12 protein-coding genes and 2 pseudogenes are annotated in these 14011 nt (G+C 35.7%); 6 read left to right on the forward strand and 8 right to left on the reverse strand.

The genetic code is table 11. The features are described from left to right. The 6 genes and pseudogenes from BM371_RS18995 to BM371_RS21025 form a co-directional block, all read left to right on the forward strand. On the forward strand, nucleotides 1–2730 hold a 2730-nt coding region (locus BM371_RS18995), incomplete at its 5' end, for an RHS repeat-associated core domain-containing protein (protein WP_074958875.1). Next, nucleotides 2714–3193, forward strand: a complete 480-nt coding sequence (locus BM371_RS19000) for a hypothetical protein (RefSeq protein ID WP_143106495.1) — start codon at nucleotides 2714–2716, stop codon at nucleotides 3191–3193. The genes BM371_RS18995 and BM371_RS19000, both read left to right, overlap by 17 nt. Before the next feature lie 98 nt (nucleotides 3194–3291). Next, a pseudogene (locus BM371_RS20305) lies at nucleotides 3292–3522 on the forward strand (RHS repeat-associated core domain-containing protein); the annotation flags it as partial. Between the two features lie 215 nt (nucleotides 3523–3737). Further along, a complete protein-coding gene (locus BM371_RS19010) occupies nucleotides 3738–4088 on the forward strand; it encodes a M91 family zinc metallopeptidase (RefSeq protein ID WP_074958879.1) in 351 nt (116 codons plus the stop codon). A gap of 1 nt (nucleotide 4089) precedes the next feature. Beyond that, entirely contained in the window at nucleotides 4090–4653 is a 564-nt protein-coding gene (locus tag BM371_RS19015; RefSeq protein WP_074958881.1) for a hypothetical protein, read from the forward strand. A 35-nt stretch (nucleotides 4654–4688) separates the two neighbouring features. Further along, nucleotides 4689–4820: pseudogene (locus tag BM371_RS21025) on the forward strand (RHS repeat-associated core domain-containing protein); the annotation flags it as partial. 242 nt (nucleotides 4821–5062) lie between these two features. On the opposite strand, the gene BM371_RS19025 reads toward BM371_RS21025, so the two are convergent. The 8 genes from BM371_RS19025 to BM371_RS19060 all read right to left on the reverse strand — a co-directional run bounded on the left by BM371_RS19025 (nucleotide 5063) and on the right by BM371_RS19060 (nucleotide 13964). Further along, a complete protein-coding gene (locus tag BM371_RS19025; RefSeq protein WP_074958885.1) occupies nucleotides 5063–5824 on the reverse strand; it encodes a sulfite exporter TauE/SafE family protein in 762 nt (253 codons plus the stop codon). Further along, nucleotides 5815–6267 (reverse strand): FixH family protein, encoded by a 453-nt coding sequence (locus BM371_RS19030; protein WP_074958887.1) that lies wholly within the window; start codon nucleotides 6265–6267, stop codon nucleotides 5815–5817. The genes BM371_RS19025 and BM371_RS19030 overlap by 10 nt, the downstream gene beginning before the upstream one ends. A 70-nt stretch (nucleotides 6268–6337) precedes the next feature. After that, nucleotides 6338–7792 (reverse strand): cytochrome c oxidase accessory protein CcoG, encoded by a 1455-nt coding sequence (gene ccoG / locus BM371_RS19035; protein WP_074958888.1) that lies wholly within the window; start codon nucleotides 7790–7792, stop codon nucleotides 6338–6340. 93 nt (nucleotides 7793–7885) lie between these two features. Beyond that, on the reverse strand, nucleotides 7886–8764 hold the full coding sequence (locus tag BM371_RS19040; protein WP_034672722.1) for a cbb3-type cytochrome c oxidase N-terminal domain-containing protein: 879 nt from the start codon (nucleotides 8762–8764) through the stop codon (nucleotides 7886–7888). A gap of 10 nt (nucleotides 8765–8774) precedes the next feature. Continuing rightward, nucleotides 8775–8972 carry a cbb3-type cytochrome oxidase subunit 3 gene (locus tag BM371_RS19045; RefSeq protein ID WP_034672719.1) on the reverse strand — a complete coding sequence of 66 codons (198 nt, stop codon included), beginning with the start codon at nucleotides 8970–8972 and terminating at the stop codon, nucleotides 8775–8777. A gap of 18 nt (nucleotides 8973–8990) precedes the next feature. Further along, entirely contained in the window at nucleotides 8991–11252 is a 2262-nt protein-coding gene (gene ccoN, locus BM371_RS19050; protein ID WP_034672716.1) for a cytochrome-c oxidase, cbb3-type subunit I, read from the reverse strand. 5 nt (nucleotides 11253–11257) lie between these two features. Further along, nucleotides 11258–11479 carry a cbb3-type cytochrome oxidase assembly protein CcoS gene (gene ccoS, locus BM371_RS19055; protein WP_034672713.1) on the reverse strand — a complete coding sequence of 74 codons (222 nt, stop codon included), beginning with the start codon at nucleotides 11477–11479 and terminating at the stop codon, nucleotides 11258–11260. Between the two features lie 109 nt (nucleotides 11480–11588). Next, on the reverse strand, nucleotides 11589–13964 hold the full coding sequence (locus tag BM371_RS19060) for a heavy metal translocating P-type ATPase (RefSeq protein WP_177225360.1): 2376 nt from the start codon (nucleotides 13962–13964) through the stop codon (nucleotides 11589–11591). Between the last annotated feature and the right edge of the window lie 47 nt (nucleotides 13965–14011).

Genomic DNA, 14011 nt, shown 5'->3' on the forward strand with positions numbered 1-14011 from the left:
TATGTTTATAATGAATATAACCAGCTTGCCTTTGTTATTCCGCCTTTGGCTTCAATTGCTTCACTTGACGAAACCACACTTAATAATCTTTGCTACCAGTACCGTTACGACGGTAGAAACCGTCTGGTGGAAAAAAAGCTTCCGGGCAAAGGCTGGGAATACATGGTGTATGATAGGCAGGACAGGTTAGTCTTAACGCAGGATGCCAATTTGAGAGAACAGGGAAAATGGCTTTTTACAAAATATGACCAATTTTCAAGGTCTATATATAGCGGAATTCTTGATAGTCCTCCTGGAAGAGTCCAGCAACTAGCTGCTGTTGAATCTTTTGGGCCAAATAATGAAACAAGATCATCCTTTAGTTGGAATAACAATAATATGGATGTCTTTTATACAACCGGTTCAGCTTATCCTGGTGGTAATTTTAAACTTCTTTCAGTAAATTACTACGACACTTATCCGGCAGGAACACCAGGTTTTACCCCGACACTTCCAGGCAATGCAGCAATCACGGATAATTTTACGCAAAACGTAAATACCAAAAGTTTACCTGTAGCTTCTTATGTAAAAAACATTGAAGACGATAACTGGACGAAGAACTACACCTGGTACGACAATAAAGGAAGAGCCATTGCAACCCATTCGATCAATCATTTGGGAGGTTACACGAAGACAGAATCCCAGCTTGACTTTTCGGGAACTCCGAAACAGGTTGTAACAAGGCATAAAAGGCTTGATACCGATGTTGAACGTTTGATTACAGAAAATTTCACGTATGATCATCAAAACAGATTGTTAACGCATACGCATCAGGTTGATGGAAATACTGTGGAATATCTAGCCCAAAACGAATACAACGAACTTTCACAGCTAAAAAGCAAGAAAGTAGGCGGAACAAGTGCAGGAAACGAACTTCAGACGGTAGATTATACCTATAACATCCGAGGCTGGATGACAGGAATCAACAATCCGAATGATTTAAGCGGAGGTGATTTGTTCGGATATAAAATTAAATATAACAACCCTGAAAATACAGGTATCTCCGCAGGAAGATTCAACGGAAACATTGCCGAGATCGATTGGGCAAAGAACCATGCGAGTTCTCCCAATGTAAGACGATATAATTATGATTATGACGGTCTTAACCGACTAAAACATGCCGGATTTTCGGAACCTTCCAGTTATAATCTTTCAGAAAAATTTTACGATGAAAAAATTACGTACGATCTGAATGGAAATATTCTCTCATTATCCAGAAATGCACCATCACATTATAATACACCGGAACAGATAGACGATCTTACTTATGAATATGGAGGAAACCGGCTTATCAGCATTAATGATGGGACAACAAATCCTTCGGGCTATGAAGGCGGAGGAAATACTGTTGATTACGATGACAATGGCAATATGATCAAAATGCCAGATAAGATGATTGAAGAAATTCATTACAACCACCTTAATCTTCCTAATAAATTCATAATTAATAATCAATCGACGAGTAACAGTTACCTTTATCGTGCGGATGGAACAAAACTTCACAAAGCTTACATCTCAAGCTCAAATGGTGTAATGTATGCGACATCCACAGAATACCTTGACGGATTTCATTATGCAACCTCCAATGGCAATGAACTTGGGGCGATGTATGCAGAAGCCGGCGGCACGGCTTACGAACCCGAAGCATTTATGCAAATTTTACAAGAAATAGGATATGCAAATGAACTAAAATTTGTACCCACAGCTGAAGGCTTTTATGATTTCGAAAATAATGAGTACATTTATCAGTATAAAGATCATTTAGGAAATGTGAGAATAAGCTACAAGAAGGAGGGGAACGATCTCTTGGTTACCGACAGTAATGATTATTATCCTTTTGGGATGAGTTTCATCAGAAATGAAGAGGAGGAAGCATATTTTGGTACTGGAAGTTATAAAAATTACAAGTACAATGGGAAGGAACTCCAAGAGACTGGAATGTATGATTATGGCGCAAGATTCTATATGCCCGATATTGGTAGATGGGGTGTGGTAGATCCGCTGGCGGAAAAATACCGTCGATGGTCACCTTATAATTATGTGGTGAATAATCCAATTAGATATATTGATCCTGATGGTAGATTTATAATCGATTCAAAAGCTACCAAAGAGCAAAGGGTAATTATTCAAAAAGCTATTGAACTTGCAAGATCTTTTTTGAAAGATAATCAGGTATTAAATAGTGTTATGAAAAGAGGTAATTTATCTTATAGTCAATTAAAGAGAGATTTTACAAATGGAAAGGGACCTACGATAACATTAGACAAATCTCTCAATGGTTATGCTTTTGGAGAGTATGCAACCAATGGGTTAGGTACAAATAATTTAACACTAAATGAAATCACAGTTGATAACGCTTCCGATTATGATGGTGAAGACAAAGCAGATTTGATTTTCAAAATTGCAATGACCATTCTTCACGAAGATATTCATAGAGGAAATGATGAAGCAAAGGTGATTGAAAAACAAGATCACGGTGACCTTTTTGAGTTAGATATATTTAAAGAAGATCTTCAATATTCTAATGTTAGAAAACATCGAAAGGCTGCTGAAAAACGGTTGGATAGAATTATTGAAAAAATGGTGAAAGACTCATTTAAGATGAAGCAGGAGAAAGATAAATATGAAGAATTCAAAAAAGTAATTGATAATGTTCGAGTTAAAAAACAAAAAGATGAAGAAATTAAATAAACAGTTACTGTATTTGTTATTTGTTTCGTTTTTTTTGATAATCTGTTGCCAAAAAAAGAAAAGATTAGACAATTATAACAAAATAGAAAAGAGTCGAGAGCTAACTGAAATAATAGAGGTTGCTTTTAATATATGTGAGGAATCTAAAAAAAAATATTTTTTTGAAAATGAAGATTCTAAAATAAACATTATAATTGGAAAAAAAAATGATCCCTTTACCAGAAGTATCAAAATTTTTAATCACACTACTACAATCAATCACTCACAGTTAAAAGAAAACGGTATTTGGGTAATAATATGGACTTATCAATTCAATGAAAACTTTGATAAGTTTTATATGCTTTACAAAATAAAAAGCTCGGAAACTTTTGTAGAAGTTAATATGAAAAAGATAAATAATAAATGGCATGCTAGTAAGTGCAAAATTACAAGTGAAACTCCTCACGCTGGTGCGAGCTTTTAGCTCCTGTCAGTAGATACCTACACTACCGCACGATTTAATCATGTGACAGATAAAATAAGTAACCTCGTATTTTATGAGGTTACTTACATTATAAGTACAACGGAAAGGAACTTCAAGAAACGGGAACGTATGATTACGGCGCAAGGTTCTACATGCCGGATATTGGGAGATGGGGAGTGATCGATAATAAGGCTGAAAAATATAATTTTATGTCGCCTTACAATTACGCAGCAAATAATCCCATAATGTTTGTTGATCCAGGTGGAAATGAAATTATTTTTGTATTAACCAATTCAAAAGGAGAGACTACGGGACAGCTTCAATATTGAAAAGGAAATTTCTATTACATGAATGGAGATAGAAAAGGTCAAAAGTATGATGGTCGAAACCAAAAAGCGAGTGCTAATTTATTTAGGCTTGCAAAAGTATATAGAAAAATTGAACATTCAAACAATGCAATTTTAAAAGATAGATTACATACACTTGAAAATAGCGAAATAAGCATTATATATTTGATCCTCAAACTCCAGATCAACCTTCGGGAATGGAAGGACTTCCGGGAGGTGGCTCAAAAAGTATATATAATTTTGGGAATAAAAGTGAAAAAGAAAGGTTTGAAGATGTAGAAGGAGTTCCGCTTAGTGATTTAAGTTTAGTTGCTCATGAAATGGAACACCAATATGATAAAGAAAAAGGTAATCAATCTGACGCTACAGATTCTAATAATGCAGATGATCCATCGGAACAAAGAGCTGTTAAAACAGAAAATGAAGCAAGAAAATTAGAAGGATTACCTTTAAGAACCACTTATGGCGGAAGAAAAGTACCTACAAATCCTCAGAATTATATAATGCCAACTCCACAACCAAAAGAAAACAAGATTAAAAAAAAGTAATATGAAAAATTATTTAAAAAAAATAGCTTTATTAGTTTTGTTTATATTCTCTTTTTCTTGCAAACAAGAAGTTAGAAATAAAAATTTTATAGATAGACTATCATCAATTCAAAATGGTTTACCTTCTCTATATTTTAATTATTATTTATATTTTAAAGTGAATAATGGAAAAATATTAGAAACTAATATTGATTTAGTATATGAAATATATAAAAATTATTATTCTGAAGATTACAAAAATTTTAACAGCTACCTAAAAAATCTATTTAATGAAAAAGAGACTATAAAAGCTGAACACATAAGTACTCTTAAGAAGAAAGGAGATGTTTTAGCGAATATGAGTGTCATTGATAATGGTATTGCAATAATGTCTATTGAGAATTTAGAAAAACAATATTTAAATTTAGAACAACAAAATACTTTTATATTAAGAACGGGTAAAATAGAACCCATAAAAGTAAAAACAATACTTTATAAAATGTTTATTAATGATTATATAATTACTTTTAGTGATTATGGTGGATATTACATTATAAAAAAATATAATGAAAAAGATTTTAAATAGCTTTTCCTCGCTGCTGATTGTATCGTGTGGCAGATTACAAATACAACGGTAAAGAACTTCAGGAGACGGGAATGTATGACTATGGAGCAAGGTTCTTTATGCCAGATATTGGAAGATGGGGTGTTGTAGATCCATTGGCGGAAACTTCGAGAAGATTTAATCCTTACCTCGCTACCGCACGATTGTATCGTGTGGCAGATAATAAGAAAACCCACCGTAATTGCGATGGGTTTTGTTTTTTATAGAGCAGCTACATTTTTATTAAAAAAAGTCTTTGAATTTTTTATGGGTGAGCATTTTATCGATGATTTTAAAGACAATGCTTTTATCTTCTTCGTCCCGTCGCTTCACATGATTGTATCATGTGGCATAAATTATACCGTCGCTAAAGTGTGGTTATTTTTTTACCCTAATGACACGTTGCCGGATCATGCCTATGATTCGGATCCGTATTATGACAATCAATATCATGTCCCGGCGAAATTTTCATGGCTTCGGCTCTTGGAGAAATGTAAGGAATACCTAATTCTAAACCTCTTAATATAAAAAGTCCGCCCAAAAGGATCATGAGAACAGGGATGGCTTTTAAAATTTTTGTTCTAAATGCCTGATTAACGAGATTTCCGACCAAAACAATGGCAAACATGAATGGAAGTGTTCCCAATCCGAATAATGCCATGTAAGAAGCGCCCTGCCAGATTCCTCCACTTGCAAGACTTGCGGTGAGAGCCATGTAGACCATTCCACAAGGAAGAAATCCATTCAGAATTCCGGTGGTGAATCTTGAGCGGTAATCAGACTTCTGAAGCAATTTTCCTAAATTGGATTTAACCTTAAAAAGAAATTTAGAAATAAAAGGAATTTTTGAGGCAAAATCTTTTCCACCAAAAGAAAATAATGCCATAATGATCAGTAAAACGCCCACTGCAATGGTAAGATATTGCTGGAAACCTGCCATTTCAAATCCTTCGCCGATAATTCCCAAAACTGCTCCCAGAAATGCATAGGTGAAAATTCTTCCGAACTGATAGGTAAGATTCTGAAGATAATAATTGGTAGCCTGTTTTTTGGTTAACCCCATCGACAGCGCAATAGGACCACACATTCCGATACAGTGAAAACCGGATGCGAAGCCTAAACCAACGGCCGATATGATGAGTGCTATTTCCATATCACATCATAGTCGAGACGGTAGTCGGTTTTATCTTTTTTCCAGGTCAGTCTTAGCGTATAATTTCCATTCTTCAGAACTGCTGCCGGAATGGTGAAAGAATTGGCTGCATCCAGAGTGATCTCTTTTTTGATGTCTAAATTCTGGTCATCCGAACGGTTCAGCACGAAGCTTACTTTTGTGTTGGTATTGTTGATTTCTGCAGGAAATTTGATAGTAATTCCGGAAGTGCTTTGAGAGTAAACAGGCTTTTCTTCAAGATCGTCTGCTCGCTTTTTAGCATCAATTACACTTTGATACTGAAGTTCTTCTTCGTAATATTTGTCGGTAACCATTTCAGAATTTTTCTGTCCGTTTGGAAAAAGAAAAACCATCGACAAAATAAATATAATAAATGAGGCAAGTGCTAAAAAAATACCGTGTCCCCAAGTGAAATTTTTCATAATTGATAAGATTGATGTTGTATGAAGTGTTTAATTAAATTAATAAAACAATTCATTTTAGATTTAATTTTTAAAACTGAAGCTTGAAAGGTCCTTCAAAATAGGTTTGATAAGAATCAATTAACTTCCCTTTCATATCGTAAACTCCGATGGTGATATTCTGTTTTGATAAATTCATTTCAGCTTCCGGGAAACTGATATTGATCGTTCCTTTTGAGATTTTATCACGATCTACCGTAATTTTACTTGAAGAACTGAATCCGATTTCAGCATGAGCCGGATCAATGACTTTAATGGTTACAATTTTCTTGTCGTTGGTTTTGTTTAAGAAAGTGTAATTGTACGTATTGATAATTTTTCCGTCTCTTACAAAGAATGTACTTCCTGCGGGTTTGATGAATTTTGCTTCCATTTCGCCACGGCTGGAAAGCAGAAATCCTAAAAATCCTACCAGTAAAACAAGAACAACGGCAAAACCTTTCATTCTTCCGGTAAATTTATATGGAGCTCCGGTTTCAATTTCTTTTTCGGATGCATAACGAATCAATCCTTTCGGAAGACCCACTTTCTCCATTACTTCATCACAGGCGTCAATACACGCTGTACAGTTTACACATTCTAATTGCTGTCCGTCTCTGATGTCGATTCCGGTCGGACAAACCACTACACACTGATAACAGTCTATGCAATCACCTTTTCCAACTGCTTTTCTGTCTTCACCTTTTCTCCATTTTGAACGGTTTTCACCTCTTTTAAAATCATAAAAAACATTAATCGTTTCTTTATCAATTAAAACACCCTGTAATCTTCCGTATGGACATACCAATGTACAAACCTGTTCTCTGAACCATGCAAATACAAAATAAAATGCCGCCGTAAAGAGAATCATCACCATAAAATTGGTGGGGTTGGCAAACGGACCTTGTGACACGATATTCAATACCTCTTCATACCCGACAATGTACATAAACATAAAATGGGTAATGATTAGCGAAATAACAATGTAAACCGACCATTTCAGACTTCGTTTCCAGATTTTTTCGGTATTCCATTCTTGTCTGTCCAGCTTCATTTGCTTATTACGGTCTCCTTCGATCAGGTATTCTATTTTACGAAATACAGATTCCATAAAAATTGTCTGAGGGCAGATCCACCCGCAGAAAATTCTTCCGAATGCTATCGTAAACATGATAATGAAAATAAGAGATGCAATAGCGCCTAAAGTAAGGATGAAAAAATCCTGTGGATAAAAAGGCTGTCCTACGATGAAAAATTCTCTGTCGATGACATTGAACATAAAGAACGGATTTCCGTTGATCTTGATAAACGGAACAGCAAAATATACGATAAGCAAGATATAGCTTACCAGATTTCGGTAATTGGTATATTTTCCTTTTGGTTTTCTTGGAAAAACCCATTTTCTTTTTCCGGATTGTTCCATTGTTCCTATAGAATCTCTATAGGTTTCAGGGTCTAAAACCTGTCCCTGTCCGCCGCGAGCGGCTTCTTCGTCTATTTTTGACATTTTCTCTAGGTTTTAAAAACGAAAAAACATAATTCGTTACTATTTTATTTAATAACAAATTATGTTTTTTCATATACTTTTCTATTTTTTTAATTACTGTTTTTCCCAATGCGCTTCGTCACCGTATGGAGGTGCACCGCCTTCAGCCGGAGTAATTGGTTTTTTCATCTGGTTGATCGAGTAAACGTAAGCTGCAACTTTCTCGATATCGCTTCCGGTTAAGACTCCGTTTTTACCCCAAGCCTGCATTGCCGTTCCTGTTACCCCATTTTCAACAACGTGGAATACGTTTTTGAATAATGTTTTTTCAGGCTGATTGTGCCAGAAATTATCGGTAAGGTTAGGACCAATACCTCCTTTACCTCCATCTGAGTGACAAGATACACAGTTTGATTTGAAGATTTCTTCACCTGCTGCAATATTGTCTTCAGAAAATTTCGCCGATTCTATAGTCACCGGTGGCTGTTCTGCAAGATACTTCGCAATGGCAGCTTCCTGTGTTTTATATTCCTGGTCATATTCGCTTAGCGGATGTGCAAAATCTGTAAATGAATAAGCACAGATATATACGATACAGAAAACCGTACCAAAGTAGAATAAACCGACCCACCATTTTGGCAACTGGTTATCCAGCTCCATAATTCCGTCAAAACCATGGTCGATAAGAATATCTTTCTCTTCCGTATCAGACTGCTTTTTGAAAGCTGCTGAATATAATCTTGTGAAATAAGAAATCTTTTTCTCAGCCAAATATGCTGATTTCTCTTCAGCAGTTAGCTTTTTAAATTTATTGTTTTCAATTAAATCTCCGATTGCAGAGTGGATGTATGCTAAAACCGCACTGATCACCACCGTACCCCAGAAATAAGGAGAAGTTAAAAACGAATAGCTTTGTACAAACAAATAATAAAAAATTACTAATAGTACCGTAATTATTAAGATGTTTACAAAAACCGGTGTTCTTTGTCTCATAATAAATAGTTTAATTTTTTAAATTAAAATCATCTTCATCATCCTCAAGCGGAGCGTGTTCTTCTTCTCTGTAGTATTTTTTAGGTCTGCTGAAGACATAAATTAACAGTGCTACGAAGAACAGCATAAAGAATATCAGAGCCAATGTCTGGTAAAAACCTGCGTTTTCGGTATTGGATAATATGTCTTTAAAGTTTTGAGGAATCATCGGAAACTTTTAATAATTTTAGTTAGTACTTGCTGTTTTAATTTCAGTTGTTTTAATATCTGTACCCAATCTCTGAAGATAAGAGATCAATGCTACGATTTCTTTTTTCTCCAATTCTCCTTTTGGTCTCTTTGCATAAGCATCTTTCAAATCAGCTGCTTCTACAAAAATATCTTTTACGATTTTCGCTGCCTGATTGTCTGCCCATTGATCTGCAGAGTCAATTTGCGCTTTTGTATAAGGTACATCGTAAGTATTCTTCATGAATTTCAGCTTGTCGACCATTTTAGATCGGTCAAGATTATTTGAAATCAACCAAGGGTAACGAGGCATGATAGAACCTGCAGAAGTTGATCTTGGGTTATACATGTGCTTGTAGTGCCAAGAACTTGGGTTTTTACCACCTTCTCTGTGCAAATCTGGTCCTGTTCTCTTAGATCCCCAAAGGAAAGGTCTGTCGTAAACGAATTCACCTGCTTTAGAGTACTGTCCGTTTTTACCGTTAAATCTTACGATCTCATCTCTGAATGGTCTTACCATCTGAGAGTGACAAGCGTTACATCCTTCTCTGATATATAAATCTCTACCTTCAAGTTCCAGTGGTGAATAAGGCTTCACTGCAGAAATTGTCGGAACACTTTTCTTTAATGATAAAGTAGGAATAATTTCTACCATACTTCCGATCGAAATCGTTAAGAAAGATAAAACTCCTAATAATAAAGGCATTCTTTCCAACCAAAGGTGAGTACCTTCTCCTTCTTTTCTCTTGTTGCTGATGTTTGCCAATGCAGGTGCTTCAGCAGGAACTTCTTTCTGGAATGATCCTTTCTTGATTGTCATGTAAAGGTTTACCACCATAAACAGACCTCCGGTAAGATAGAATAAACCTCCTACGAATCTCATTTTAAAATAAGGAATGATCGCCGTAACGGTATCCAACCAGTTTTTCCATAATAAGGTTCCGTCCGGGTTGAATTGCTTCCACATCAAACCTTGTGTAAATCCTGAAATATACATCGGAACTGCATAGAAAATGATTCCTAAAGTACCTAACCAGAAATGCCAGTTAGCCATTTTTACAGACCAAAGTTTTGTTCTCCACATGATCGGTACCAAATAATAGATCACACCGAATGCCATGAAACCATTCCATCCTAATGCGCCTAAATGTACGTGACCAATTACCCAGTCGGTAAAGTGACCGATTTTGTTGATGTTTTTTGTTGCCAATAATGGTCCTTCGAAAGTTGCCATACCATAACATGTAACTGCAACCACAAAGAACTTAAGAATAGGATTCTCTCTTACTTTATCCCAAGCTCCTCTCAAGGTAAGAAGTCCGTTTAGCATTCCTCCCCAAGATGGTGCGATAAGCATGATCGAAAAACCTGTTCCCACTGCTTGTGCCCAAGCTGGTAAAGCGGTATACTGAAGGTGGTGAGGACCAGCCCAGATATATACGAAAATTAAAGACCAGAAGTGAATAATTGATAACTTGTATGAGAATACAGGTCTGTCTGCCGCTTTTGGTAAGAAATAGTACATCAAACCTAAAACCGGAGTCGTTAATACGAAAGCAACCGCATTGTGACCATACCACCATTGAACGATAGCGTCTTTTACACCGGCATACGCTGAATAAGACTTCCATCCGCCGAATGATAACGGCACTTCAAGATTGTTGAAAATATGAAGCATCGCAACCGCAATCCACGTTCCGATATAGAACCAAATCGCAACGTAAAGGTGACGAACTCTTCTTTTCCCAATGGTAAGGAACATATTAATTCCAAAAATAATCCATGAGAATGCAATTAAAATATCAATTGGCCACTCGTGCTCAGCATATTCTTTTGAAGTATTGATCCCCATAAAGAATGTGATGAAGGTAGCTACAATCATGATTTGCCACGTCCAGAAATGAATCCAAGATAACGTGTCGCTGTACATTCTTGTTTTTAAAAGTCTCTGTAAAGAGTAATAAACTCCCACATAAACGATGTTACAAACGAATGCAAAGATTACCGTGTTGGTGTGTAGCATTCTGATTCTACCAAAGCCTAGTGCACCGTTGGTATTGATTAAACCTTGTATGTTTCCTGATGCCAGACTGTTGATTGTTGTATCATCGGTCCCGAACAAAAATTCAGGAAGCTCAGGATAGAAAAGCATCAATGCTGCCGTAAGTCCAAACACGAAACCGATAATTCCAAAAACTATGGTAGCGTATAGGAATGCACGAACAATACTGTTGTCATAACTAAACTTTTGTGTCTCCATATTAACTATTCACTTTTTTCTTCAAATTTATTATTATCTCCTTTTTTCTCTTCGTCTTTGTTGCCAGTTTCTTCTTTTTCCTTTATTTCATCGGAGTCAAAGAGAATTCTTACAGCTGGTGATTCATCATCTTCAAACTGTCCTTTTCTGGCGAAAACTATAAATACGACCAGAAAAACCGCAGCCAAAGAAACGCTGCAAAGGATCATTAAATATAGAATATCCATTTGACAACAAAATTAACCTATTTTCGGGGTTCAAATTTAGTGAAAAATAATGACATTCATCACGAAATAAGGTTTTCAGCTAATTTAAAATCAGTCTAAATAAGGGCTTTTACGCCTGTTTTTTGAAATATTTCTTCCCGAGGATCCAGGTTGAAACTGTTGTGAAAGAAATGACAGTGATCGAACTTGCTGGCATAATTAAAGCGGCAAAAAGAGGATTCATATTTCCAGATACAGCATAGGTTAAACCCACAACATTGTACAGGAAGCTGATCAAGAATGTTAATTTTACGATGGTAATCGAACCTTTACATACATTCAGATAACGGTCAAGCTGAGAAACTTTTTCGCCATTCATAATAACATCGGAAGAAGGTGTAAAGCTGTTGCTGTCGTCAGAAATTGCAATTCCCACGTTGCTCTGTTTTAAAGCTCCTGCATCATTCAATCCGTCTCCAAGCATGATTACTTTTAAGCCTTGATTTTGAAGGTTCTGGATGTAGTTCAGTTTGTCTTCCGGGTTTTGGTTAAATGCCATTGAGCTGTAGTTCGGAATGATGTCTTTAAGCTGATTTTCCTCAGAAGAATTGTCACCACTAAGAATGAAAATTTTATAGTTCAACAGCTTTTTGAAAAGATCTTTCAGGTTTTCCCGGTATTCGTTTTTGAAGATGAATTTACCAATAAATTCATTGTTTTTACTGATGTAAACAGCGGTCTCGAGATTTTTAGACTCCTGATTATTGTATTTTGCCGAACCAATCTTGTACATATTTCCTCTTACGGTTGCTTCGTAGCCTTTACCTGAAATTTCCTCAAAATGATCAACAGGGAAATATTCATCCTGAACTTCCAAAAATTCATATAAAGATTTTGAAAGCGGATGATTGGAGTTTTTAACCAGACTTTTAATGTTCAATAAATCAAATTCCTGAATTTCAGAACCTTCGTATTTGATGTTTGATTTTTTTCTATGGGTAATGGTTCCTGTTTTATCAAAAACCAACGCATTCACTTTTGCAATTTTTTCAATGGTCAGAGTATCTTTTACATAGAATTTGTTTCTGCCTAAAATTCTCATAATATGTCCGAAAGTAAATGGAGAAGACAAAGCCAATGCGCACGGACAGGCAATAATTAGTACCGCAGAAATTACCTGAAACATGGTTTCAAGATCGATGAAATACCAATAAATTCCTGCAACCAAAGCAATTCCTAAAATAATGAATGTGAAATATTTACTGATGTCGTTGATTAAGGTGTCAAGTCCGGTCTCATGCTTTTTGAATGCTTCTTTGTTCCAAAGCTGGGTAAGGTAGCTTTGATCCACGTTTTTAATCACTTCAAGCTCTAAAGAAGAACCAACCTGTTTACCTCCGGCAAAAATTTTATCACCCGGATTTTTAGTAATGCTTTCGCTTTCGCCCGTGATAAAGCTGTTGTCGATATTTCCGTTTCCGCTGATCAGAATCGCATCAACCGGAATAATTTCCTGATTTCTTACTAAAATCCGGTCACCGATTTTAATTTCAGAAAGCAAAATGTTTTCCTGTTTTCCATTAAAATCTACTTTGGTTACCGCGATCGGATAGAAAGATTTGTAATCTCTGTCATAAGAAAGCGAGCTGTACGTTCTTTTCTGGAAAATTTTACCCAAAAGCATGAAGAATAAAAGTCCGCATAAGGTGTCAAAATATCCAGAGCCGTAATCGGTGGCAATCTCATAGATGCTTCGTCCAAAAAGAACGAAAATTCCCAAAACAATCGGAACATCAATATTCACAATCTTGTTTTTTAAACCATACCAAGCTGATTTATAATAATCTGAAGCAGAATAAAATACAACCGGAACGGAAAGAAGAAACATCAGAATTCTGAATAATCCTTTATAATGATCCATCCAGAAATCTTCACCACCAATATATTCGGGGAAGGCTAGAAACATTCCGTTTCCGAAAGCAAATCCAGCAATTGCCAGTTTTACCAATAAAGATTTGTCTAGATTGTCCTCGTTTTTATCAGCGGTCTCAAGATTGATGGCAGGTTTATAACCAAGATTCGTTAAAAATTTAGCTAAGTCGCTTAATTTTAAATGATTATGGTTGAAAGAAATCTGTAAGGTCTTTCTTGTGAAATTCACCTGAGAATAATGAATGTCTTTATTCAGTGTATGAAGACTTTCTAAAAGCCAGATGCATGACGAACAATGAATAACCGGAATTCTGAAAGTTACTAAACTCGTATTTCCTTCCGAAAAATCTGTGATTCTGTCAAAAATTTCAGGCGTGTCGAGATAATCATAATGTGAAGCGTTTTCATCCGGACGGATTCCCGCTCTTTTATTGAGTTCATAGAAGTTGCTGAGATTATTGGTATTCAGGATTTCATAAACAGATTTACAGCCTGTACAGCAGAAAATTTTTTCATCGAAAGAAATTCTCTCTTTTTCTATCCCTTGTCCGCAATGAAAACAGTTCTCGCTCACCTTCATAAATTATTGAGTCACAAAATTATAACAATTTTTTTTTGTTT

The sequence above is a fragment of the Chryseobacterium formosense genome (genome assembly GCF_900116415.1).
Lineage (GTDB): Bacteria > Bacteroidota > Bacteroidia > Flavobacteriales > Weeksellaceae > Chryseobacterium > Chryseobacterium formosense.

Excerpts from the sequence above, each read along its gene's own strand:
- BM371_RS19000 (WP_143106495.1), top strand. The coding sequence starts at position 2,714 with ATGAAGAAATTAAATAAACAGTTACTGTATTTGTTATTTGTTTCGTTT.
- BM371_RS19010 (WP_074958879.1), top strand. The coding sequence starts at position 3,738 with ATGGAAGGACTTCCGGGAGGTGGCTCAAAAAGTATATATAATTTTGGG.
- BM371_RS19025 (WP_074958885.1), bottom strand. The coding sequence starts at position 5,824 with ATGGAAATAGCACTCATCATATCGGCCGTTGGTTTAGGCTTCGCATCC.
- BM371_RS19015 (WP_074958881.1), top strand. The coding sequence starts at position 4,090 with ATGAAAAATTATTTAAAAAAAATAGCTTTATTAGTTTTGTTTATATTC.
- BM371_RS19030 (WP_074958887.1), bottom strand. The coding sequence starts at position 6,267 with ATGAAAAATTTCACTTGGGGACACGGTATTTTTTTAGCACTTGCCTCA.
- ccoS (WP_034672713.1), bottom strand. The coding sequence starts at position 11,479 with ATGGATATTCTATATTTAATGATCCTTTGCAGCGTTTCTTTGGCTGCG.
- ccoG (WP_074958888.1), bottom strand. The coding sequence starts at position 7,792 with ATGTCAAAAATAGACGAAGAAGCCGCTCGCGGCGGACAGGGACAGGTT.
- BM371_RS19040 (WP_034672722.1), bottom strand. The coding sequence starts at position 8,764 with ATGAGACAAAGAACACCGGTTTTTGTAAACATCTTAATAATTACGGTA.
- ccoN (WP_034672716.1), bottom strand. The coding sequence starts at position 11,252 with ATGGAGACACAAAAGTTTAGTTATGACAACAGTATTGTTCGTGCATTC.
- BM371_RS19045 (WP_034672719.1), bottom strand. The coding sequence starts at position 8,972 with ATGATTCCTCAAAACTTTAAAGACATATTATCCAATACCGAAAACGCA.